18 protein-coding genes are annotated in these 23386 nt (G+C 44.1%); 6 read left to right on the top strand and 12 right to left on the bottom strand.

The window, feature by feature from the left end; genetic code table 11:
• Positions 1 to 141: 141 nt before the first annotated feature.
• From BG260_RS04180 to BG260_RS04150, 7 genes are all read right to left on the bottom strand, one after another.
• Entirely contained in the window at positions 142 to 1461 is a 1320-nt protein-coding gene (locus BG260_RS04180) for a Na+/H+ antiporter NhaC family protein (RefSeq protein ID WP_069130678.1), read from the bottom strand.
• Between the two features lie 97 nt (positions 1462 to 1558).
• Positions 1559 to 1852: a sigma-70 family RNA polymerase sigma factor gene (locus tag BG260_RS14580; protein WP_408005548.1), complete on the bottom strand. Its 294-nt coding sequence runs from the start codon at positions 1850 to 1852 to the stop codon at positions 1559 to 1561.
• A gap of 86 nt (positions 1853 to 1938) precedes the next feature.
• Positions 1939 to 4317, bottom strand: a complete 2379-nt coding sequence (gene hsdR / locus BG260_RS04170) for an EcoAI/FtnUII family type I restriction enzme subunit R (protein WP_069130676.1) — start codon at positions 4315 to 4317, stop codon at positions 1939 to 1941.
• Positions 4318 to 4361: 44 nt separating this feature from the next.
• Positions 4362 to 6020 (bottom strand): ATP-binding protein, encoded by a 1659-nt coding sequence (locus BG260_RS04165; RefSeq protein WP_069130675.1) that lies wholly within the window; start codon positions 6018 to 6020, stop codon positions 4362 to 4364.
• Complete coding sequence (locus BG260_RS04160) at positions 6017 to 7219, bottom strand: restriction endonuclease subunit S (protein ID WP_069130674.1); 1203 nt, start codon at positions 7217 to 7219, stop codon at positions 6017 to 6019. The genes BG260_RS04165 and BG260_RS04160 overlap by 4 nt, the downstream gene beginning before the upstream one ends.
• A complete protein-coding gene (locus tag BG260_RS04155) occupies positions 7216 to 8673 on the bottom strand; it encodes a class I SAM-dependent DNA methyltransferase (protein WP_069130673.1) in 1458 nt (485 codons plus the stop codon). Before BG260_RS04155 ends, BG260_RS04160 begins: the two co-directional genes overlap by 4 nt.
• A gap of 126 nt (positions 8674 to 8799) precedes the next feature.
• Positions 8800 to 9153 (bottom strand): DUF2513 domain-containing protein, encoded by a 354-nt coding sequence (locus BG260_RS04150; protein WP_069130672.1) that lies wholly within the window; start codon positions 9151 to 9153, stop codon positions 8800 to 8802.
• Positions 9154 to 9725: 572 nt separating this feature from the next.
• Between BG260_RS04150 and BG260_RS04145 the strand changes: the two genes are divergently transcribed.
• A complete protein-coding gene (locus tag BG260_RS04145; protein ID WP_069130671.1) occupies positions 9726 to 10367 on the top strand; it encodes a DUF6266 family protein in 642 nt (213 codons plus the stop codon).
• A 107-nt stretch (positions 10368 to 10474) separates the two neighbouring features.
• Here the strand turns inward: BG260_RS04145 and acnA are convergent, their stop codons facing one another.
• On the bottom strand, positions 10475 to 13186 hold the full coding sequence (acnA, locus tag BG260_RS04140) for an aconitate hydratase AcnA (RefSeq protein ID WP_069130670.1): 2712 nt from the start codon (positions 13184 to 13186) through the stop codon (positions 10475 to 10477).
• 243 nt (positions 13187 to 13429) lie between these two features.
• Between acnA and BG260_RS04135 the strand changes: the two genes are divergently transcribed.
• Positions 13430 to 14902, top strand: coding sequence for a sensor histidine kinase (locus BG260_RS04135; protein ID WP_069130669.1), 1473 nt, complete (start codon positions 13430 to 13432; stop codon positions 14900 to 14902).
• Positions 14903 to 14995: 93 nt separating this feature from the next.
• On the top strand, positions 14996 to 17584 hold the full coding sequence (locus BG260_RS04130) for a M20/M25/M40 family metallo-hydrolase (RefSeq protein WP_069130668.1): 2589 nt from the start codon (positions 14996 to 14998) through the stop codon (positions 17582 to 17584).
• Between the two features lie 146 nt (positions 17585 to 17730).
• Here the strand turns inward: BG260_RS04130 and BG260_RS04125 are convergent, their stop codons facing one another.
• The 4 genes from BG260_RS04125 to BG260_RS14130 form a co-directional block, all read right to left on the bottom strand.
• Positions 17731 to 18804 carry a hypothetical protein gene (locus BG260_RS04125; RefSeq protein ID WP_141691511.1) on the bottom strand — a complete coding sequence of 358 codons (1074 nt, stop codon included), beginning with the start codon at positions 18802 to 18804 and terminating at the stop codon, positions 17731 to 17733.
• Between the two features lie 20 nt (positions 18805 to 18824).
• Positions 18825 to 19094: a hypothetical protein gene (locus BG260_RS04120; RefSeq protein ID WP_069130666.1), complete on the bottom strand. Its 270-nt coding sequence runs from the start codon at positions 19092 to 19094 to the stop codon at positions 18825 to 18827.
• Positions 19095 to 19567: 473 nt separating this feature from the next.
• Positions 19568 to 20554, bottom strand: coding sequence for an NHL repeat-containing protein (locus BG260_RS04115; RefSeq protein ID WP_141691510.1), 987 nt, complete (start codon positions 20552 to 20554; stop codon positions 19568 to 19570).
• A 162-nt stretch (positions 20555 to 20716) separates the two neighbouring features.
• Entirely contained in the window at positions 20717 to 20860 is a 144-nt protein-coding gene (locus BG260_RS14130; RefSeq protein WP_176719427.1) for a hypothetical protein, read from the bottom strand.
• Positions 20861 to 21416: 556 nt separating this feature from the next.
• Between BG260_RS14130 and rplM the strand changes: the two genes are divergently transcribed.
• From rplM to rpsB, 3 genes are all read left to right on the top strand, one after another.
• Complete coding sequence (gene rplM / locus BG260_RS04110; RefSeq protein WP_069130710.1) at positions 21417 to 21860, top strand: 50S ribosomal protein L13; 444 nt, start codon at positions 21417 to 21419, stop codon at positions 21858 to 21860.
• Between the two features lie 9 nt (positions 21861 to 21869).
• Complete coding sequence (rpsI, locus tag BG260_RS04105) at positions 21870 to 22256, top strand: 30S ribosomal protein S9 (protein WP_069130664.1); 387 nt, start codon at positions 21870 to 21872, stop codon at positions 22254 to 22256.
• A gap of 221 nt (positions 22257 to 22477) precedes the next feature.
• The gene (rpsB, locus tag BG260_RS04100) at positions 22478 to 23380 is read left to right on the top strand and encodes a 30S ribosomal protein S2 (RefSeq protein ID WP_069130663.1); all 903 of its coding nucleotides are present in this window, start codon (positions 22478 to 22480) and stop codon (positions 23378 to 23380) included.
• The last annotated feature ends 6 nt before the right edge of the window (positions 23381 to 23386 follow it).

Here is a 23386-nt window from a genome sequence, read left to right as displayed (position 1 = left end):
TAAAATAATTACTTAGAGTTCCTTTATGCACAATTAACAAATAAATAAGGACTTTTATCTGAAAAATTTCTCAGAAAGGAATTAAATAAATTTTCCTGAATTTTCTAACCTACACTCTCGGAATTTACACAACCCTTTACGTTAATCTTTTCGACTGTTTGTTCTTCCAAGCAGAACAAAAGCGATCACATAAACAAGGAGTATTACACCGTAATAGTTGTTGGTTACTGCATCCCATGGGGAGATTGCAAACGTAGCGCTTAGGAGCAGTGCCTGATTTCCATAGGGAATAAAACTCTGTGCCGAGCACGCAAAGATATCGAGCAGACTGGCGGTTCGTTTTCCGGAAATATTATGCTTTTCAGCAATCGACTTGCTGATCTCCCCGGTTACAACAATTGCGACCGTGTTATTGGCAATGCAGACATCGGTGATAAATACAAGCCAGCCTATTGCCAGCTGCTGGGCCCTGTTTCCTGATCGTGACGCTTTTTCCGCCATTCGGGTAATCACCCCGGAAATCCACTGCAAGCCTCCTTGCCGTTTAATAAACTCACCCAGTGCCCCTACGAACATGGCCAGAATCATGATACCGTGCATATCCGCAAATCCTGAAGCAATATCACCTCCCAGTGCAGTCAGCTCGTACTCTGTCAGGAACATGCCCTGAACGGCTGCCATCAATACACCGAAAATTAATACGAGAAAAACATTCATACCGGCGACTGCCAGAATCAAAATGGCGATGTATGGAATGGTAGCCAGCCATTGAGGGGATTCGCTGGAAACCGCTCCGGCATCTGTTGCCAGAGCCATCAAAAGAACCAATGTGATAACTGCCGCAGGCAGAGCGATTTTAATATTTTCCCGAAATTTATCCTTCATCGGCACACCCTGCGTTCGTGTTGCCGCAATCGTTGTATCGGAAATAATGGAGAGATTGTCACCGAACATTGCACCGCCAAAAAGCGCTCCGGCTATCAGAGCAGGGTCAGTTCCCGTCTGTTGTGCAAAACCAACCGCCACCGGTGCCAGAGCGCCAATGGTACCTACCGATGTACCCATTGCCAGAGAAATTAATGCGGCAATCATAAACAGTCCGGGTAAAACAAATCCGGCAGGAATGAGCTGAAGCCCGGCGTTCACCACTGCATCTACTCCTCCGGTTGCAGAAGCCACACTCGAAAACGCACCCGCCAGCAGAAAAATCATACACATTGTAATGATATTGCTGTTTCCTGCACCCTTCACAAGCATCGCGATTGACTCAGTCAGTTTTCCGCGATGCAGCCATACGGCAAGCATCAGTGCGGGAATAATGGCCACGTGCCCCGGTAGCTGTTGAAATGCACGTTCCACACCCTGCGCTTGCAGCATCAGCCCCGAACCGAGAAAGAGTGCAATAAAAAGTAGAAATGGAAGAAGGGAAAGTTGTGCCGTGCGTGTATTAAATGAGTTCATGGGGATAAACGCTATAGATAAGATTTTAAATAATTTATGTCATGCCCAACAAACACTCTTATCAGGCTACAGAAATTTGTTTTAGCAAATATCTCATCTACAATATTGACTTGCAAAATAGAAAAAAACTAAGTCCTAATAGAGGCAGGAACTTTTCTCTCATTGTTTTTAAGGCCTTACTCATATGGGTTTCTACAGTGCTTACAGTAATCCCAAGTATATTAGCTATCTCTTTATATGATTTTCCTTCATATCTGCTCAACAAAAAAACTTCCCGCCGCCTTTCAGGAAGTTGAAAAATTACCTTTTCAATTTTTTCGATTAACATTCTATTGTGCAAATCCTTACTTATCTTATCAGGTAGATGTAAGCTTCCCCGAAAGTTGCCCATTTGATAGTTTACTATCCGATTTGTTTCTCGATGAATGATAATATTGGTGTCTAATAGTACTCTCATAAATATTGTTTCAATTTAACTCACCCAACCCTCTCCTTATACAACCACTCCTGAAAACCCACAAACGTATTCCGGATGGCCGATATCTTTCCAAGCTCTCTTTTTGCATCTGCAATGGCCCGGTACTTCAGTTTTAGCAGGTTGCCAAGTTTGTCATCATCCAGTTCGCTTACGCCTTCCTTCACGTACTGTTCAAGCACAAAGTTGATAAACTCCTGCTGTTTCGGGTCGTACGAATCCAGGTGCAGCTTTGCCCGATTGGCGCGGTCTGTCCGGGGTACAATTTCCTTGTGGTACGCCACATACGATAACACATCAAACAGGTCGCTCTCTTCACCGTGAATCGCTCTGCGCAAGTCCTCAAGCTGTTGATTGGTGTACCCGCGGTCACTAAGCTCTTGCAGAAGCTGTTTCCTCGTTCCGGGCTTACTCCAAATTCTCCGAAGCTCATCTTCGCTCTTAAACAGTTCCGGCAGTTCACCAAAAAGATTCTCCATAAATTGATCCGCTGAAATCGGCTTACCGTCCGGGCTCCAGAAGCTGGTTTTCACCATCGAATCTAATTCCCGAACCTTGTTATCGGAAAGCTTCACCCGAACCATTCTTCGCGGTTTCTTCTCACAGATGCATGGATACTCCCCGCATTCTTCACAGAGTTCAGGTTCCGAAACACAAGTGCAAGGCCTTTCACCACACACCGGGCAGGGCTTCGACTCTGGCCCGGGCCCCGGAGGCTCCGGCGCAATCGGCTCACCGTCCCACTCAGGATCGTTGAAATGCTCGTGGGCATTTACAAAGTCGTAGATCGTGAAGTAATCCTTGCCGTCAAAGACTCTGGTACCACGTCCAACAATCTGCTTGAATTCCACCATGGTATTGATTGGCCGTAACAGTACAATATTCCGTACCTCCGGCGCGTCCACTCCCGTACTCAACTTCTGTGAGGTTGTCAGAATGGTTGGTATCGTCCGCTCATTATCTTTGAATTGATTCAGATGCGTTTCACCCCGCTTGCCGTCATCAGCCGTTACTCGGTGGCAATAGTTGGGATTGCTGCTGTCTGCATATTGATTGATCAGATCCCGCACGGCTGCCGCATGGATTTGCGTGGCGCAAAACACCAGGGTTTTCTGTTTCTGATTCATCATATCCATAAAGAGCTTCACCCGATACTTCTCCACATCCATCAGTTCGATGATGCGGTTCTGCTCTTCGAGCGTGTACTCTCTTTCCTCATCGATTTCTCCCTCCAGTATTTCATCATCAGGCGTATAGCGGTACTTGTCGCCTGTCGTTGAAATCTCTTTCACCTTGAAGGGAGTCAGAAATCCATCATTGATACCCGCCTTCAGGGAGTAGGTGTACACCGGCTCTCCAAAGTATCGGTACGTATCTACGTTGTCATTCCGTTTTGGCGTGGCGGTCAAACCCAGTTGCACGGCCGGGCTAAAATACTCCATGATCTCCCGCCAGGAACTCTCATCATTGGCTCCGCCTCTGTGGCACTCATCAATAATAATAAAGTCGAAAAAATCTTCGGGGTACTCGCCAAAATAGGGTGAGTTATCCGGCCCGCTCATAAAGGTCTGAAAAATGGTAAAGAAGAGGCTGGCGTTGGTGGGTACTTTGCCCTGTTTCTTGATCTCATTGGGACGAATCCGCACAATCGCATCTTCATTAAACGCTCCGAACGCTTGTGTGGCCTGATTAGCCAGTAAATTTCGGTCAGCCAGAAACAGAATACGCGGCCTTCGCTCACCGTCCCGGTTCAGATTCCATTTAGCCTGAAACAGTTTCCAGCAGATATGAAAAGCGGTGGCTGTTTTTCCGGTGCCTGTTGCCATCGTAAGCAGCAGCCGATCCCGGCCTTCCGCAATAGCATCCAGTACGGCTTCCACGGCATTGCGCTGATAGTATCGGGGCAAATACTTCCCCATCAATCGCTCGTACGGCACATCATTAAACCGTTCTTTCCAGTTCCATACTTCAGGCTTCTTCTGAACCTCCTCAGGCGGATACGTTTTCAGCCACAAATCTTCCGGACTTGGAAAGTTTTGAATCTCCTCTTCAAACCCTTCATCCATATCGATGTAGTAGATGCGCTCTCCGTTGGTAGAAAAAGCATGGCGTACCTGCAGCCGTTCGGCGTAGTCCTTCGCCTGCCCCACGCCATCTGTGTAGTATTTATCCCGAGCTTTGGCTTCCACAACCGCAAGCTGCCGGTTTTTATACTCTAAGATGTAATCGACAATTAACCTGGGTGTTCGGTTTCCATTCCCGATCAGCCGGCCGTCCGTAATCTGAACCTCCACACGGATATGACTATCTTCCACCTCACCCCAGCCGGCCTCTTTCAAAGCGGGGGTAATCAGCTCCAGTCTGGTTTGCGCTTCATTCATGAGTCCTGTTTCTATAAAGTTTCTATAAAGTTTCTATAAAGTTTCTATGTGTTTTCTTGCAAGTTTTGCTTTATAGAATATCGAGTCCATCTTCTTTCACCGGTTCTTTCTAAAATACCTTTTTCAGTCATTGACTTTAACAGTCTCTTAACTTTATAAGCATTTATTTCCTTACCAATTCTACTGTGAATATCACTGTAAGAACTTTCCGGATATGCTTTTACATCTTTATAGATTAATTCTTCTAACCGATGATCTTCGATATTCTTCAGACTGGTTTTCCCCTTGAATTGAGATTGTCGTATAAACTCGGGATTAACTTCATATTGAGTTCCTTTCCCCCGGCCAGTCTTTACAACCAGATCAAAATCAAGTAAGCGTCCAAGCCAGCTTCTCAATCCATGTTCTTTATCTTGAGTTAAAATCTTGGACAGCTCAATAGCTGTATATGATTGCTGTTGAGCCAATAGGCCAAGTGTGATAAGTTCACGTTGTTTCAGGTTAAACTCTGAGCTTGCTTTATCCATTAAGCGGATAACCTGTTTGCTCACAAACTGCTTTTTCACAATCACTACAACTCTGTCATCAAGATCTTTAACCTCAGGAATTGGTTTACCTGAGGCAAGCAAATTGGCATACACTAAATCATAACCGCTTCCTTCTTTTTCCATCAATTCCAAATCGTAAAATACTTTTGAGAGGTGCTCATTACGCCTTACCGATTGACTCAGGATATTTTTAGGAGTTACGCCAAAAGGCAGGCGACCCGGACTGTGGATTTCTAATCTGTCCGGGAAAATATTGATAAAAATATCGCCTCGCATGGTATAGGTTCGATGTACTATAGCATTTACAACCAACTCTCGCACCACTTCAATGGGGAAGAATTGGATGTTTTTCCGAAACATCCCCTCTGAAACCTCAATACTCTCTTGCCAATCGGGGACATCGTTTAGCACACTGTTGAGTAGTTCTTTGGGATTTTTGAAGTGATCATCCAGCAACAACTTCCAGACCTTTTCATCACTTTCGTTGTAGCGAATGACCTGTATGGCAGGGGGATATAAAATGCTTGCCCTGTCCTGCCGGGTTCCAATCCACAGGATCCCTAAATTGGTAAGAATTCCTTCTTTCTGGAAAAAGTAGAATTCAAGTATCTCTTCATCAGACATCTCTTTAATAAAGTCACTGACACGAGGTGATCTACGAATATCATTTAGGAAGTTTTGGCGTTTATCCGGATCATGTCGAGAGGTTGGTACTTTTTTGTTGACTTGCTCTTCCCAAACATAAGCATTTTTCTCCGCTGCTAATCGAGCCATCTCATCAGGAGGAACCGGTTTGCATTCATCATGTACGCGGATGTAGTAACGGCCATCTGTGGTTGAGGCAATGGTTTGTGCATTACGGAAGACCTCCAGACGAATATATTCTGCTTTATTGCCTGCAACCTCAATCGTTACTGCGATACCGACATTTAAGGTGCGGTGTGCAATATTTTTCTGAATTTTTTCCGGAAGGCTACGGTCTTTTATAGCTTGGTTTTCAGGTGGGGAAGAACCATCATCTTCTATACCTATCAAAATTACCCCTCCACGGCCATTAGCAAAACACACGCAATCTTTCGCCAACTCATCCCAATCGGTGGTAGAACCTTTTATGAAGCGGAGGGATTTTTTGTCGGTATGTTTATCCTCCTTCATGCAGCAACTTCTTCACTTGCCGTTAACTCACCCGAAAAAGCTTTTTGGAGAATGGATTTTTTGAGTTCGTCAAAATCCTCCAACTTATTCTGATAAGATTCTATCAAAGTGACGGTATAATTCTGCAGTTCACTTAAATGAGCTACTACTTCGTTTTGCACTTCAATATTTGGAAAAGGAATTGGAATAGCTTTAATCTTTGTCAGGTTTAAATTTTTCTGACGTACTCCTCTTCGTTGTTTCATCAACTCAGGTTTGATCGCGTTGATGGCATGCATCACAAATTGCAGATTAAGATTCTCGTTTGGCTTGGCACCTGAGATTGCTTGGTTAAATGTACCGTCACGGTCTAAAATTGACATTTTCAATGCAGCAGTATCATACATTCCGATCAATAATGATCCTTTAGGAAATAATTTGGCGTTCGACTCTTTTAATCCTTTTTCGGTAATAAGGTCTTCAGATTTTTTGGTAAATAATTCATTCAATTCACCTGATGAATACCAAGGTATTGTTCCATTTTCCCAATATTCTTTAGTTGAGCGTCTCGGCGTACCGCCACTTTTCACGTATGTAAGTTCTCCTAACGGTTTCTCCTCCCAACCTTCCCCTCTCTGCGAAAAAATCTCATTCAGCTTACTCTGAAACAGCTCTTCGGCGTTTTCAATGTTTTTCTTGATGTTGGCCTTGGCCTGATCAATGGCTTCAAACGCCTCATCCAGAATGGCTACAATGTGCTTTTGCTCGGGGAGTGGAGGGATAGGAATTTTTATTTCTTTAATGTCAGCCAACTTAAGTGATGGATAACTGTGATCTTGTATTAAATCTTGTGCTTTGACCGTCTCTAAAAAATATAGTGCATATCTATTAGAGACTTCCTGGTTCGTTTTAATTGTAGCTAAATGGCTGGCCACATAAGCATCGACTTCCAGAATAACTCTATGATTTAAGAAAGTAGATGCGCCACTTTTAGGGATTAGTATAGTTCCGGCAGGTATAAGCTTAAGCTTTTCAATTCCCTGTTCATTTAATAAATCAGCACTTTCAGAAATACTACCAAATAGTATTCTCCCAACATCAGATGTCCGAATAAATGGATAAATACCATTTTGAAAATATTTATCCTCTTGAGGAGCAGAGTTACCAGCTCCAATCTCAGACACTTCTTTCAGTTTTTTTACTTGCCAACCCTCTCTCATACCAACTCCCGAATCGATTGCATCAGCGATTGGGTTTCCTCATCCAGCATTTCCATCTCCGCTAAGATTTCCTCCGGACTTCGCAGCGGCTCTTCATCCGGTGTGTTTGGATTCTTGGCGCTCAGGTCTGCCGTATCCTCCGGAATGTCAGTCACCTTCAGGTTCCAGCTTTGCTCCGTCTCCGGTTTCTTTTTCTGAAGTTCTACAAACTCCGCAAGGTCATCATCATTCAGCGGGTTCGTCTTGCCCAAATTCCGCTCCGGGGTAAACTGGTAGTACCAGATGCTTTTTGTGGATTCTCCTTTCTCAAAAAAGAGTACGACCGTTTTTACTCCCGCGCCCAGGAATGTGCCTCCCGGCATATCAAGAATGGTGTGGAGGTTACAGGTATCCAGAAGATGCTTCCGCAGTGCGATGGATGCATTGTCAGTATTACTCAAAAAGGTGTTCTTAATCACAATCGCAGCCCGTCCACCGGCTTTCAGTGATTTAATAAAGTGCTGCAAGAACAGGAAAGCCGTTTCGCTCGTCTGAATATCAAAGTTCTGCTGTACCTCCTTCCGCTCTTTCCCGCCAAACGGTGGATTGGCCAGGATGATATCATGTCGGTCTTTCTCCTGGATGTTGCGGATGTCTTCGGCCAGTGTATTGGTGTGCAGAATATTGGGAGCCTCTACGCCGTGCAGAATCATATTCATAATCCCGATGATATAGGCGAGGTTCTTTTTTTCCTTCCCAAAGAAGGTCTCTTTCTGCAGGGTATTCAGGTTCTCGGTACTCTTCTCCATCTTATCGTACAGATAGTCGTACGCCTCGCAGAGAAACCCCGCCGAACCCACGGCAGGATCGTAAATCGTCTCCCCAACTTCCGGATCAATCACCTTGATCATCGCCCGAATCAGCGGACGCGGCGTGTAATACTGTCCGCCGTTCCGCCCGGCATTGCCCATATTCTTGATCTTCGTCTCGTAGAGATGACTCAGCTCGTGCTTATCCTTCGCAGAGAGAAACGGCAGGTTGTTCACCTCATCAATCACATCCCGAAGCACATACCCGCTCTGAATCTTGTTCTTTAGTTCCGAAAAGATCTCACCGATCTTATACTCAATCGTCTGCGGGTTATCGATATGCTCCTGCCTGAACTTCTTGAGATAGGGGAAAAGCTCACCGTCCACAAAGTCGATCAGGTCATCCCCGGTCTTGGTGGCGTTATGATCCAGCTCACCCGCATCATTCAAAGGATAGGCCCAGGTGTGCCACCGGTATTTCTCATCCAGGATATATTCGTATTCCTGCCCCTGAAGTTCAGCCTCATCGGCCTTCTCCTGCTCCAGGTCGTTCAGGTACTTCAGAAACAGTACCCATGAGGTCTGTTCAATATAGTCGAGTTCACTGTCGCACCCCGCATCCTTCCAGAGTGAGTTGTCAATGTTGGTAAAGGTTTGTTCAAACATGCTTACAAATTAGTATCCCGTTATTCAGCAGATGAATGGTTATTTAAAAGTGCTATAGCTCTATGTTTATTCAACCTGAATATTTCGAAAAAAAGGGTGAAATGCTACTTTTGGAAACGGTTGAATCTACGTGAGCAGATCCTTTGAGAAAACAGCCGCAAGTTCTTTTACTACATGGAATGGAATATTCCCACCCTGTTCCTTTAGTTTAGCCTTCAATTTTTCCCAAACCGTATCATTCCGGATTGCATCCAGAAACTCATGGCCTTGCCAGGTGAGGGATATAGGAATCCATCCAAATGAATTGCTACCCGATACATCTTCCGCTTCAACAAGCCCCGCTTGTTTCATGAGCATGATATGATAAGAAACTATTTCTGGTGATCTGCCTTGAATTTCAACATCTAAACTCTCTTTTGGTGCTCCGGACTCTTCAATTTCAATAAGGATTTCTTTGATCAGGTTTATATCTCTTTTCATTAAAATGAGTATTCTAATTGATAGCGTTTATCTCTAAAATCCGTGCATATATTTAAAAAAAGCACCCGCCGAACATTGTCTAACAGTTGCAGCCAACCATTAATATCTAATGAGCTCTTTTTATTTTTTACCTCAGAACTTTTCAATTCGAGAGTCCCCCCCCCCACTCCACTTCCTCATGAGTGTTTATAAAGCTTAATAATCCAAGTTACTCAATCACTTTTTTCTCTTGCCGGTTTTTCGTGAAAATCTGAATCGTTAAATCACAAACTCCGGCTATTTTAGCATATCGCATTGCAAGTCATCATATACTTCGAGTTCACATCCGATTCCGGTTTACACCGTGACAATACCGTATCAACTCCGTGTTAACACTGTTATCGAGTTGGAGTTGATAACTATTTGAATTGGAATAATTATTAAAGTACCTGAAGAACAACCCCAAAGACTCCTTAGCTTGAATTGAACTAATGCTGTTAATTTTTTAATCTGCAGTGTACAAGAGGCATCAGGTTCTATGGTGTAGAGTCACTGCCTGCTGCAAGGTATATTGAATAAAACGATCAAGAACTATGGCTAAATTACCGGATGGAATATTTGGAGGATTTCGAGGGAAAATTGGAAATGTGGTTGGGGTAAAACGGGGCGATACGTTTTATATAAAATCAGCTCCAACGACCATGAAAAATCCCCGCACTAAGAAACAGCAGGCGAACAGAAACCGATTTGGCCTGGCTTCATCGATGGCCGCAAGGCTAAATCCATTTATCAACGTCTCTTTTCGGAATGTAAAGGAGAAAACCCGGAGGGGTGCCTTTATTTCATACAACATGAAATCGGCTATTCAACAATCTGACGAAGGTCCGGTCATCAACTATCCTGAACTAATTTTATCGACGGGCATTTTAAAACAGGTTGAATCTCCCATTGCAGAACTGAAAAGAGATTCAGATGCAGAGAAGATTCATCTTACCTGGAGTGATAACAGTGGAGAAGGAAATGCCAGGGGAACCGACCGAGTTTTAATTTTAACCATCACAAACAGAGCAAAAATTGCCGCATATTCTATTCATGATTTTGTGCGAGCTGATGAATTTGCCGAACTCGCCCTGCCCGCTTCAATGAAAGGGAAAGAGATCTATCTGTATCTGGCTATTTTATCAAAAAATGGTGATATGGGTGCACATAGTGTTTTTGTACCGATCGGGGAATAAATACTTTCTATGTAATTGGCAAGAAGCTTTTAATAAAAAAACCTCCGCGGTTTTAACACTGCGGAGGTTTTAATTTTATTTGAATCCGTAAGGATCCGGTAATCGATTTACTTCTTGTTCTCTTTCAGATAATCAAGAAGTACGGTGTGGAGGATACCGCCATTTCGGTAGTAGTCCACTTCAACCGGAGTATCAATTCGGCAATCGGTCGTAAACTCAATCACCTCACCGCTCTCTTTGGTTGCCGTTACTTTGATTTCGTCTCCGGCTTTCACGTTGTTATCCACGTGGATGTCAAACGTTTCCGTTCCGTCCAGCCCGAGTGAGTCAGCATCCTGACCATCCTTAAACTGCAGCGGAAGTACGCCCATCTGGATCAGGTTTGAACGGTGAATTCGCTCATAAGAAGCGGCAATCACACATTTCACTCCAAGCAGGTTGGTTCCCTTCGCAGCCCAGTCACGGGATGATCCGGTTCCGTACTGTGTGCCTGCCAGTGCAACCAGAGGAGTTCCCGACTCTTTGTATTTCAGTGATGCTTCATAAATCGTAGTCACTTCACCGGTTGGGTGATAGGTAGTAAACCCACCCTCTGTACCGGGAGCCAGCTGGTTTTTGAAGCGAACATTTGCAAACGTACCGCGGGTCATCACTCGGTCATTTCCACGACGTGAGCCATACGAGTTGAAATCTTCCCGTTTTACTCCATTCTCAATTAAATACTTACCTGCAGGAGAATCTTCGGCAATGTTACCGGCAGGTGAGATATGATCGGTTGTGATGGAATCCCCCACTTTCACCAAGGCCTTGGCGCCTTTAATCGGCTTGATCGGCTGTGGATCTTCGCTCATGCCCACAAAGAACGGAGGCTCCTGAATGTATGTAGACTCTTCACTCCAGTTGAACAGATCACCGCCTGAAACCGGAATATCATCCCAGGTCTCTGATTCAAAAATGTCGCTGTACATTTCGTCGAACAGTTCCGGACGAATTGCGGCATCGAGGTGCTCGGCAATCTCGTCGGTTGTTGGCCAGATGTCTTTCAGATATACATCATTTCCATCCTTGTCTTTACCGATCGGCTCACTGGCCAGATCAATATCCACGGTTCCGGCGAGAGCATATGCAACAACCAGTGGCGGTGATGCCAGGTAGTTTGCTTTCACCCACGGATGGATACGCCCTTCGAAGTTACGGTTTCCGGAAAGTACACCTGCAGCAATCAGATCACCCTCTTTAATCGCTTTTTCAACAGCTTCCGGGAGTGGGCCGGAGTTACCGATACAGGTAGTGCATCCATAGCCTACCAGGTTAAAACCGAGGGTATCCATATACTCTGTCAGCCCTGCTTCTTTCAGGTATTCCGTTACCACACGAGAGCCCGGAGCGAGTGACGTTTTCACATAGGCCGGAACCTTCAGCCCCTTTTCAACCGCTTTCTTGGCCACAATACCTGCACCCAGCATCACGCTTGGATTTGACGTGTTGGTACAGGAAGTGATCGCGGCAATCACCACATCACCGTGTTTCATCTCAATTTCCTGACCGTTTTTATAAACGCCTTTATTGGCCAGTTTTTCCTGTGCCAGATTAAAGCCCATTGTTGGGTTATCACTGGTCAGAGACATTTCAAATGCCTTCTTCATGTTATTCAATTTGATACGGTCGTGAGGCAGCTTTGGACCTGCAAGTGAGGTCTCAACCGTGCTTAGATCCAGCTCAAGCGTAGAAGTAAATTCCGGATCCGGGGTATCATCTGTTCTGAACAGTCCCTGCTGCTTGGTGTAAGCTTCAACCAGATCAACCAATTCTTGCGATCGGCCGGTACGCTTCATGTAGCGGAGAGACTCTTCATCAACCGGGAAGAAACCCATCGTGGCTCCATACTCCGGCGACATATTCGCAATAGTAGCTCTGTCGGGCAGGCTCATGTTGCTGATACCGTCCCCGTAAAACTCAACAAACTTTCCTACCACTCCGTGTTCACGCAACATCTGTGTTACCGTAAGAGTTAAGTCTGTTGCGGTAATTCCTTCACGAAGTTTGCCGGTCAGTTTCATCCCAACCACTTCAGGAACAAGCATGGAAATCGGCTGGCCGAGCATGGCAGCCTCCGCTTCAATTCCGCCAACTCCCCATCCAAGAATACCGAGTCCGTTAATCATCGTAGTATGAGAATCTGTTCCCACCAGCGTATCAGGATAGGCTACGGTTGAACCGTCATCTTCTTTTCGTGTAAATACTCCTTTTGCCAGGTATTCAAGGTTCACCTGGTGCACAATTCCGCGTCCCGGAGGCACCACACGGAAGTTATCAAATGCCTCTTTCCCCCACTTCAAAAATTCATATCGCTCACGGTTACGCTCCATCTCCTTCTCAACGTTGAACATGAAGGCATACTCCTGGCCAAACATATCTACCTGTACAGAGTGGTCAATCACCAGATCTACAGGAACCTGCGGGTTGATGGAGGTTGGATCTCCGCCCATTCGCTTCATAGCAGATCGGAGTGCGGCGAGGTCAACCACAGCCGGCACACCGGTAAAGTCCTGCAAAACTACCCGTGACGGTTTAAATGGAATTTCCCCGGATGGGTTTTTGGCATCATAATTTGCCAGTTTTTTAATATCGTCTTCTGTAATTGCAAATCCGTCGCACTCTCTCAATACCGCTTCGAGCAAAATTTTGATGGAGAACGGCAATTTACTGATGTTACCGTATCCAAGATCCTCAAGCTTTTTCAGGCTATAGAGATTCGCCTCTCCCGAACCCGTATTAAACGGAATCCTGGTTTTTTTGAGTGGGTTGTCAGTTGTCATAAATCCTCTGTGCTTTCAAGATGTTAAAAGTCTTACTTTTTCTATCGTCTTAAAATAAGGGATTTTTGAGATAATATCTTTGTCAAATCTATGACAAAAATTGATCGATTGATCTGAAAAACGCTTTTTTTAACTTCCGACTAATTAGCCGGGCAAAGTGAATGCACTGTAATAATTCACAAAGTTTTTTACTAAATTGACACATCCGCTTAAAAATTATCTACATCTACTACAGGCTCCCGAATGAATTATCCGCTTCAAAAGCTGATCATCACACATTTAACTTGCCTTTGCATAATCATCCTCCTCCTCCCTGTTTCTGTCTCCTATGGGCAGAGTAAAACTGACACAACCTGGACATTTGAGCAGATAAGAACTGATGCAGATAATGATTGGATACCCGATTTTCTGGGCGAGAACGTTACCGTTACCGGAATTGCAAATTCAGCAAGCGGACTATTTCATGAGCAATATCTTCAGGTTTTTATCCAAAATAATTCGTCCGGTATCTCCATATTTTCATACAACATTGAAGAACCTATTGCCCCGGGAGACAGCCTCTTTGTATGGGGTAAAATTGATACCTATAACGGGCTTGTTGAGGTTGATGCAGACTCCTATCGGGTTTTTCAAACTCGAAAACACCTGCAACCCTTACACCTTAATGATGCAATCGATGAACCTGCAAAATTCCTTGGTGTTTTGGTTGAAGGGCAAGGGATTATCACCGAAAAAGGGAGTACGTTTAACGGAAAGTACGTCACGATCTCCCCTGAGGATCATTCCGGAAGTATGATGATCTATGTCTCCAATTTTCATTTCATGTTCTCAGATTTCAAATTTGACCTACTGAATGTAGGGGATGAAATTGGGGTTCGGGGCATCATCACAGAGTACAATCCGGAAGTACCCGATGAAAAGAATTACAAACTTTTTCTGCGCACCCCGGATGATCTAAACTACGTCGGGTTGCCTGCATACTATCTTCGCCTGATATTTTGGAGCCTGCTTGGAATAGCCGTACTGAGCCTAATCATCTATCTCTTTCAAAGGTATCGTGTTCAAACTGAAACGAAAGAGATAAAGCTCTCACTCAAACAAAAAGAGCTCCTTCTCAAAGAGATTCACCACCGGGTTAAGAACTCTCTCTCCATTGTTTCCGGCTTGCTCGAAATGCAATCATACAGCACTGAAAATGAAAAGACCATCCGGATTTTGCAGAACAGCCAGTCTCGAATTCAATCCATTGCATTAATCCACGATAAGCTTTACAAAACTGAATCACTGTCGGAAATTCAGCTAGACATCTACATCAGAGATTTAGCTGAATCGATTCATTCCACCTTTGCAGAAATAAATAAAAAAGTGACTCTTACTTTTGATCTGGACCGGGTTTACATCGATTCAAAAAGAGTTATCTACTGCGGCTTGCTGGTAAACGAACTGGTTGTCAACTCATTTAAACATGCCTTTAGGCTGCAGGGAGACAAAACCGGGGTTTTGACCATCTCTCTCAAAAACGAAGGAAGCCACTTTCTTTTGACCATTTCGGACAATGGCCCGGGACTTCCTTCAAATTTCAATCCTGATGAAAGCAACGGACTCGGCGCAATGCTCATCAGTACGTTTGCGGAAAATCTCAAAGCTGAGCTGAGTGTTTCTTCACCGACCGGTGGAGGAACGTCCTATACCTTTACCATACCTCATAAAGCCTGACTAACGGATATTATTCCCGAACCTATTTCTTATAAGGATTTTACAACTCACTCGGATATATTCGGTTAACCCTTAATCAAGATTTCCGAATAGATGATCCGACTGTTTACCACAACTATTTTTCTTGCCACAATCCTATTTTCAATTTCAACCCAGGCTCAGACTCCAGATCCAAACAGCCCATACTTGGAAGGATATCTGAAATGGGATGCCGGTAACTACATCGGTGCCATTGAGGATTTTCTGGAGATCCTGAACGGGCCGGACGCAGATCTCTATTTTGATGACATTGCCAAACTAACCGGTGAGATATACAAAGTTCATGAAATTAGCGAGGACGGGCGAAATCCGGTATTCAGTCCGGATAACACCCATTTTATGTGGAATGATCTGACCGGTAACGGCCCGGTCATGAAAATCGGTAAAATTACGGAATCGGGTGTGGAGCATCTTCACACTGTTGAAGGAACCGACCTTCAATTTTCTCCGGATAGCAGGCATGCGATCTTTTTTGGAACGGAAGCCACTCAAAAGCTGGGGCGCCTTCAAAACGAACTATCTGAGGCGTTCAATGCCAGAAATCGGGCTGAAATCAATCGGCTGCGCGGAGAAATACAGTACGAAGCCTCTTTAAACACTTCGCTCTATCGTTTTGATCTTCAATCCGGATCAACCGACAAAATTGATACCGGAAACTTAATTCTACGGACGCCCTCTTTTGATGAGGACGGGTTGCTTTGGTTTTCAGGCCTCAATCCGGATCAAGCCGATCGAAGCCATATTTTTACAGTCAACATTGAGGATGGGGCGCTTACCCAGATCACAACAGAGCGTGGTTTTTTTGATACCCCGCTGCCTGTAGCCGGCAGTGACCGCGTAGTTTTTAACACCTACACTTCCTCCCCATTTCCTTTACCGGCAAAAATCGAGCGGCACAGCTATGATATCAAAAACGGAATAATCCTATTCAGCCTGGAACAAGGTAAATTAAATACATGGGTGGGACAGGCTCCGACTCTCTCAGCCAGCGGAAATCGCCTGGCATTTATGGTTAATGATGACGGTGACACCGCAATCCACAGTGTGGACCTAAACAGCCGATCACTCGAAGCCATCGAGATGGTTTCATCAAGTGAACCGATTCAGAACCCTGCACTTTCGCCCGATGGCAGTAAACTGGCCTATATGCTGCGCGAGGGAATCAGCTGGAATCTCCATATGGTTCACACCGCAGATGGAACGCACGAACAGCTCTCATTTGATATTCAGCACGAACTTTTTCCGCACTTTTTGAATGACGAGAAAGTAGTGGGAATGATGGGCGAATCCCGGCATCGCCGATCCCACATTTATGATGTCAACACAAAAGATTTTTACAGGCTTTTCCACAACAACCGTATCCGAACCGTATCGATGGAGAATGATTGGATGCCAAGCCCGGATGGCACCAAACTGCTGGTTGTAGCTCAACGCGGCGGCGACACAATTGCTCCGGAACAGGGTGTATACCTCGTCAGGATTGGAGATAAAATCTCAAAAGAGACACTGATTGAGCGCCTTCAGGCAAACCTGAGAAGTGAACAGGAGCTGTTGGCCAATGCGGAAAAAATGTTTGAACCGATTCAGGACTCTGTGAAAGAGCTGACCGAAGAGATCAACCTGACACGACTCTATCACTATCAAAAAGATCTCTACGATTTCGGGTCGAAGCATATCAGTCAGCCCGGCAATCAAAAAGCGATCGAATACATTTACCAAACACTGAAATCATTTGGATATGAGCCGGAGCTGCAGTGGTTCAACCCATCCGGGGATATTGAAACGGCCAATGTTGTTGCCCGCCTTGAAGGAACTGAACATCCCGAAGTGGTTTACATTTTAAGCTCCCATTTTGATTCCGTGCAGCACAGTCCGGGTGCAGATGATAACACATCGGGTACGGCCGTACTTCTGGAAGCTGCTCGTGTGCTGGCAAATAATCCCCAGCCGGCCACGATTATTTTTGCTTCATTAACGGCAGAAGAGTCCGGATTACTTGGAGCCCGTGAGTTTGTTCGCTTAGCTGAAGAGGAAGGACTTTGGGCTCAGGGTGTGGTAAACAACGACATGATGGGGTGGACGCGACATCACCGCCTCGACAACACCATCCGGTTTTCGAATCACGGAATTAAAAATGTGCAGCACTCCGGTGCCATGTTATTTACCGACCTGATCACATACGATTCGCGCTACTACCGAAACACCGATGCACATGTATTCTTTGATGCATACGGTGACGTTCTCGGGGGAATCGGATCCTACCCGATTTTGGGTAATCCAAACTATCACCAAACGACCGACCGGCTTGAGACGATCAATCACAGATTGGTTCAGGAAGTCTCTCGATCCACAACCGCTACGCTGATGATGCTGGCCAATGCTCCATCAAAAGTAACCGGACTGGATATAACCAGGTGGCAAGGCAATATAACAGACGTAAGCTGGAATCCACTTCCCGAAAGTGACATACAGGATTATATTATACGGTATACGAATCTTTCAGGTAACCAAAGGGAAATAGCTATCCGACATACATATACAGAAACGTCATTAAACAATGCAGACCTTACAAAGCCGATTTATGTGATTGGCCGTAACAACCGCGGAATTGAAGGCTGGGACTGGACGGTTTGGGAGGAGTGAAACTTTAAAAGACTTCTTTTTAAACTTACCGGATGAAAGAGGCTGAACTTTTAAATTGCAGAAAGAGCAGCAGCTAAAAGCCTAATGAGAAGTGAAATTAGGACCTGCCAGCGTCAGGCAAGGCAGTTGTCATTCATCATAACCGCTTACTCTGTAAACTCATAAAATCCGATGGTGTACTCCATCACATCATCATTCTCTTCGATCAGCAGGCGGTTTCCCCACGTACCGAGCAACTTTCCGGGGAGGGTAAATTCACGGGGATTGGAGAGATCGGGTAGGTCGTAGACCACTCCAAAATAGTCGAGAAACTTGGGATCTCTGTTATCCAAAAATTCAGCCTGCATATTTTGATGTACCACGATCAGTTGATCCTTCAACAAATCTACACCTATTAGCTGTGCCCTGTCTTCATTCAGTTGTTTGGAGAAATGTAAAGAGTAGTGATATGCATTATTATGATCGAACGAGATCGTTCTTATTCGCATTTTTAAGGGTTTGTACGAACTAGCTATCGTTGTTTCTCCGGATTCTAAGTCAAGTTTCATAACAGTATAATCCGACCGGAATACATAATACATCAAACCTGTATCATGATTCAAAGCAAGGAGAGGATACTTTTGCAGGGAGTCTAATTCGTCTAATGTGGGTGAAAAGCGGCCTGCTTTAGTAAGCGTACTGTCAGATAAATTCAGCAATGCAATAGGGATGGCTTGATCAAAATCAAGTGCATTTAATTTATCCGGCTCCTTTATTGCTGTTATCAGGTGGCCATTCCAATAGTATCCATACAACCCCCGAAGCCATATACCGTGCTTACTAAAACCTCCAATTTTACTTTCTACTTCATCATCCTTCAAATAGGCGATCATATCCAAAATAGTATCATAAACTAAAATGTATCCATCGATTACTGCCAGAAGTGAGGGTTGTGCAAGCTCTTGAGCCCCTCTTCCTTTTTTTCCTAAAAAATGAAAGTCACCTGTTCTTAAAGAGAATCTAAAAGGAAGCCGATGTTTCACATCAATGCCATATGCAATACTTTTTGCATCATCAACACGTAGCCCCTCCATAATGAGTTCAGGTTGATCAAACTGATTATTTACAACAATTCCACCAACCCTCTCCAATTTTGCATCTTTTACTTTGTCAAATGAATTTTGATTGCATGAATAAAAAAACAGGAGTGCTATTATAGCCACCCCTGTAATTCTGAACAAAAAATTAGCTCTAATTACCATTATTCCGGAATTGGCGTTGATGTACATGGCACACATCCATTGCCTGCATGATTGCAATTTAAGGGATGATTTGGATCCCCGGTGTAATTTAACAACCGTGGTGTAACCTCTCCTTCCACTTCCAGGCATTCACCATCATTTGCTAAAACCGTTTCCCCACACAGAGTTAATTCAAAACCCTCATCCGTTGTGGTTACGTTAAACATCATCAGCAATAAAAAAGCTGCTACTGAAAATAGTGTTAACAGTGTTGTTTTTAATCGTTTCATAAAATGATCATTGTTTAATTGTACTGTTATCGAACCGTTATAACCGGTTTAGAATGCACGCTGCATTCACATGATCACAAAAGGAGAGTTCGTTTTACTGTAAACATGACTTATCGCTTTAACACCGACAATCCACTATTCACATGTTCCTTTTGCTCTTAGGGATATATATGTATATATATTGAATCAATGTCAAACCGATGAATAATATTTTCAAATAGTTCGGCCGTAATCGAATCAGCTTCATCGCAGCCACTTCCTGGTCGTTCAGGGCTGGAACCGGGCGGTTTGGGAGGAGTGAGACTTAAATATTTAAAAGACTTCGTTTTAAACTTACCGGACGAAAGAGGCTGAACTTTTGAATTGCAGAAATAGAAAAAGTTAAAAGCATAGTGAGAATTGAGATTAGGACCTGCCAGTGTGCGAAGCACCTGGCAGCGTCAGGCAAAGCAATTGTTCTACATCATGCCCACTTACTCATCAAACTCGTAAAAGCCGATCACAAGCTCTGCAGCTCCCATGTTTTCTTCGATCATTAACTGGTTGTCATATACACCGAGGAAACGACCCGGAAGCTCAAACTCAACCACATCACCTGGTTCAGAAAGATCATATCCGACACCGAAATAATCTACATTGCCGGGCGAGTCATCTCCCTGACTTTCATAATATCCATCATTGAAATTTTGCCATACTATTATAATTCTACTCCCCACCCGGTTTACTCCAATAACCTGAGACATGCTGGTACCTAATTCCATAGCCGCAGAAATAGATGATGACCCACCCGGATTTACCGATTTACTTCTAACCCGATACTTCGGGTGCTTATGCCCGGCAATCACTTCGGTTTCCCCTATAACTAAATCATAACCCATCAAAGTGTAATCGGTCCGTAGCATATACAAAATCACATTCTTCTCAGCATCAAACCAGATGATTGGATACTTATACTCAGCGTCCAGTTTATCCACAGAAGGTGAAAATCGGGCCACTTTTTTAAGTTCATTTTCCTGATAATCAAATATTCCGATTGGAGAAGCCTCTTCAAAATTTAACTCTCTTACAGTTTCCGGATCTTCGATGGATGTGATCAGTTTTTCTCCCCACACGTATCCTGCATATCCTCTCACCCAAACTGAATGCTCCCCATAAGCCGGGAATTTATCAACTATAGATTCACCACTAAGAAGGGCAATCACATTCTGGGAATTATCATATATTTTAATTCCATTATCCCCTATTGCAATCTGAACCGGCATCGACAACTCTTGAGGCCCTCGTCCTTCGGGGGCTAATGATGTAGCCTCTCCTGTTTCCAAAGCTATTCGATATGCTGTTCGAGCTCTTAAATCAACGCCGTATAAATAACCATTCTCCTCATCTACAACAATTTCCCCTAAAAACTCCCCGAGCGCGTTGTCTGTAACATTTATATCCAGTTCTGATGCTTTTTCCAACTGAACAATGGTTCCGTTCTTTGCTTTGTCTTCTTTAGCACATGCCTGTACTATTATTGAACAAAAAACAATCAGTAGGATATTTGAAACAATTCTTTCCATATTTCCGACCACATTATATTTGAATAGAGGGTGCATTAAACACCCCCTTTTTTAGTTGGATTAGTTTTCAATTGGGTCTGTTGGAGTTGATGTGCATGTGAGGCACCCTTCTCCATCCAAATTACAGTTTCTTGCATCCCAGGGGTTTGTATTATCGTAGTAATATTCATCTTCATCCTCAGGATCCAGACAACTTTTTTTCACTATCTATACTATTTGCTACAACTGATTCCCCCCACAGAGAAAAATCAAACTCGCCATCCGTGATTGTAATATTGAACATCATCAGCAATGAAAAAGCTGCTATTGAAAATAGTGTTAACAGTGTTGTTTTTAATCGATTCATATCATGACCATTGATTAATTAAATTTTCAATAAACCGTTATTATCGGCTTGGAATGCACGCTGCATTCAAATGATCACAAAAGGAGAGTTCGTTTTACTGTAAACATGACTTATCGCTTTAACACTGACAATTCACTACTCACATGTTCCTTTTGCTCTTAGGGATATATATGTATACATATTGAATCAATGTCAAACCGATGAATAATATTTTCAAATAGTTCGGCCGTAATCGAATCAGCTTCATCGCAGCCACTTCCTGGTCGTTCAGGGCTGGAACCGGGCGGTTTGGGTGAAGTGAAAATAGAGTGAAGTGCTGGATATGATTTTTGAATCAATTCAGTATTGCAATACACGATAAATCCCTTTATCTTTTTCAACTTTCCAATTTTGCAAGAAAACAAAGAGAATATCGTGAATACGATCAGTAATAAAACATACAACGCAACATCAGCCACTGTAGATAAAAAGTGGGTAATTATTGATGCAGAAGATCAGCCGCTGGGGCGCCTCGCTTCGCGTGTTGCATCTGTCCTTCGTGGGAAACATAAGCCGGAGTTTACCCCGCATGCCGATACCGGCGATAACGTGATCGTTATCAACGCGGAAAAAGTTGTTCTGACCGGCAAAAAACTGACTGACAAAAAATACTTTAAGCATACAGGCTACATCGGTTCTGAAACATTTACATCTGCTCTCGACATGCAGAAGAAAGATCCGACATCCCTGATCAACATAGCTGTGAAAGGAATGCTGCCTAAGAATAAGCTTAGCCGACAGATCATGAAAAATCTGCGGGTATATGCAGGATCAGTTCACCCACATACTGCACAACAACCAGAAATTTTAGAGATCTAAATTCTCATAATGACACAAGAAAATTACATCGGACGCCGTAAAACGTCCACAGCTCGTTTATACATCAAAGAAGGAAGCGGTGAGTTTATCGTGAACGGTAAACCGCTCGAAGAGCACCTCAACACTCAGGCTCGTGTAAATATCGCGCGTCTTCCCCTTGAGGTTACCGAACTTGACGGCAAGTATGACATCAAGGTAACCGTTAGAGGCGGTGGAGTAACCGGCCATGCTGGAGCTATCTCCCTGGCACTCGCTCGCGCACTCGATGACTTGAATGAAGATGTACACGGAGTACTGAAAGAGCACGGACTGCTTACAAGAGACGACAGAATGGTAGAGCGTAAGAAGTACGGTCAGCCTAAAGCTCGTAAGAAGTTCCAGTTCTCTAAACGATAAGAGAGCCAAACTTCAGGTTGCAGGTTTACATTTAACCACTGCTCCCTCCTTTCGACTCCTACTTAAGAAACTTTTTAACTCTCACTCAGGCATCGGCAAAAGGCCGGCGCCTGAAATACACATACACAGCGACCCTTCGCCGAGTGTCCCTGTTTAAAACGGGATTAGCGCATCGGGGATGACCTGTGTAGAGGACTAACTCAAAAAAAGACAAAAATACCATGCCTAAAGCAGCAAGCGTAGAAGAACTACTAAAATCAGGTGCACATTTTGGCCACCTGACCCGCCGTTGGAACCCGAAGATGAAAGAATTCATCTTTATGCAGAGAAACGGTATTCACATTATTGATCTCAAAAAATCTAACAACTACCTGCAGGAAGCCCTGGATGAGGTTACAAAACTTGCCCGTGCCGGAAAAACGATTCTCTTTGTAGGAACCAAAAAGCAGGCTCAGGATATTGTTAGAACCGAAGCGATCCGTTGTGGGATGCCATTTGTAACTCACAGATGGTTGGGCGGAATGCTCACCAACTTCAGTACCGTTCGCAAGAGCATCTCTCGTATGGAAGAGATTGAGAAAATGAAGAAGGATGGTACATTTGATGAACTGACCAAGAAAGAGGGATTGATGCTCGAACGAGAGCGCGAAAAACTCGAATTAACTCTTGGCGGTATTGCAAACATGACTCGCATTCCGGGTGCTATTTTTGTTGTGGATACCATTAAAGAGCATATCGCGATTAATGAAGCAGTGAAACTGAATATCCCTATCATCGCTATGGTGGATACTAACAGTGATCCTGATATTCCGGATCACATTATTCCTGCAAATGATGACTCAGCACGAACCATTCAGCTGATCACCACTCAGATTGCCGATGCCATCATCGAAGGTAATGCAGAGCGCGAAGCAATTAAAGAAGAAGAGCTGATGGAAGAAGCAGCCGCCGAAGCCAAGAAAGATTCCGGTTCTGATGAGGACAGTGAGAAGGCTGAAGCCAAGGCCGGTAAAACAACCAAACGGCGTAAGCGTCGTCGAAAAACATCTGATTCAGACAAAGAAGAAGAAAAGTCTGAAGCTAAAGATGAGAAAGAAGACGATAACGATTCTGACAAAGAGTAAACCCGA

It is taken from the genome of Rhodohalobacter halophilus, assembly GCF_001715195.1.
Classification (GTDB): domain Bacteria; phylum Bacteroidota; class Rhodothermia; order Balneolales; family Balneolaceae; genus Rhodohalobacter; species Rhodohalobacter halophilus.
The sequence above is the reverse complement of the archived record's forward strand: the minus strand, read 5'-3'. Positions and strand labels throughout refer to the sequence as shown.

Bases quoted from the DNA above. Each gene is read 5' to 3' on its own strand.
- BG260_RS04180 (WP_069130678.1), bottom strand. From the start codon at position 1,461: ATGAACTCATTTAATACACGCACGGCACAACTTTCCCTTCTTCCATTT.
- BG260_RS14580 (WP_408005548.1), bottom strand. From the start codon at position 1,852: ATGGGCAACTTTCGGGGAAGCTTACATCTACCTGATAAGATAAGTAAG.
- hsdR (WP_069130676.1), bottom strand. From the start codon at position 4,317: ATGAATGAAGCGCAAACCAGACTGGAGCTGATTACCCCCGCTTTGAAA.
- BG260_RS04165 (WP_069130675.1), bottom strand. From the start codon at position 6,020: ATGAAGGAGGATAAACATACCGACAAAAAATCCCTCCGCTTCATAAAA.
- BG260_RS04160 (WP_069130674.1), bottom strand. From the start codon at position 7,219: ATGAGAGAGGGTTGGCAAGTAAAAAAACTGAAAGAAGTGTCTGAGATT.
- BG260_RS04155 (WP_069130673.1), bottom strand. From the start codon at position 8,673: ATGTTTGAACAAACCTTTACCAACATTGACAACTCACTCTGGAAGGAT.
- BG260_RS04150 (WP_069130672.1), bottom strand. From the start codon at position 9,153: ATGAAAAGAGATATAAACCTGATCAAAGAAATCCTTATTGAAATTGAA.
- BG260_RS04145 (WP_069130671.1), top strand. From the start codon at position 9,726: ATGGCTAAATTACCGGATGGAATATTTGGAGGATTTCGAGGGAAAATT.
- acnA (WP_069130670.1), bottom strand. From the start codon at position 13,186: ATGACAACTGACAACCCACTCAAAAAAACCAGGATTCCGTTTAATACG.
- BG260_RS04135 (WP_069130669.1), top strand. From the start codon at position 13,430: ATGAATTATCCGCTTCAAAAGCTGATCATCACACATTTAACTTGCCTT.
- BG260_RS04130 (WP_069130668.1), top strand. From the start codon at position 14,996: ATGATCCGACTGTTTACCACAACTATTTTTCTTGCCACAATCCTATTT.
- BG260_RS04120 (WP_069130666.1), bottom strand. From the start codon at position 19,094: ATGAAACGATTAAAAACAACACTGTTAACACTATTTTCAGTAGCAGCT.
- rpsI (WP_069130664.1), top strand. From the start codon at position 21,870: ATGACACAAGAAAATTACATCGGACGCCGTAAAACGTCCACAGCTCGT.
- rpsB (WP_069130663.1), top strand. From the start codon at position 22,478: ATGCCTAAAGCAGCAAGCGTAGAAGAACTACTAAAATCAGGTGCACAT.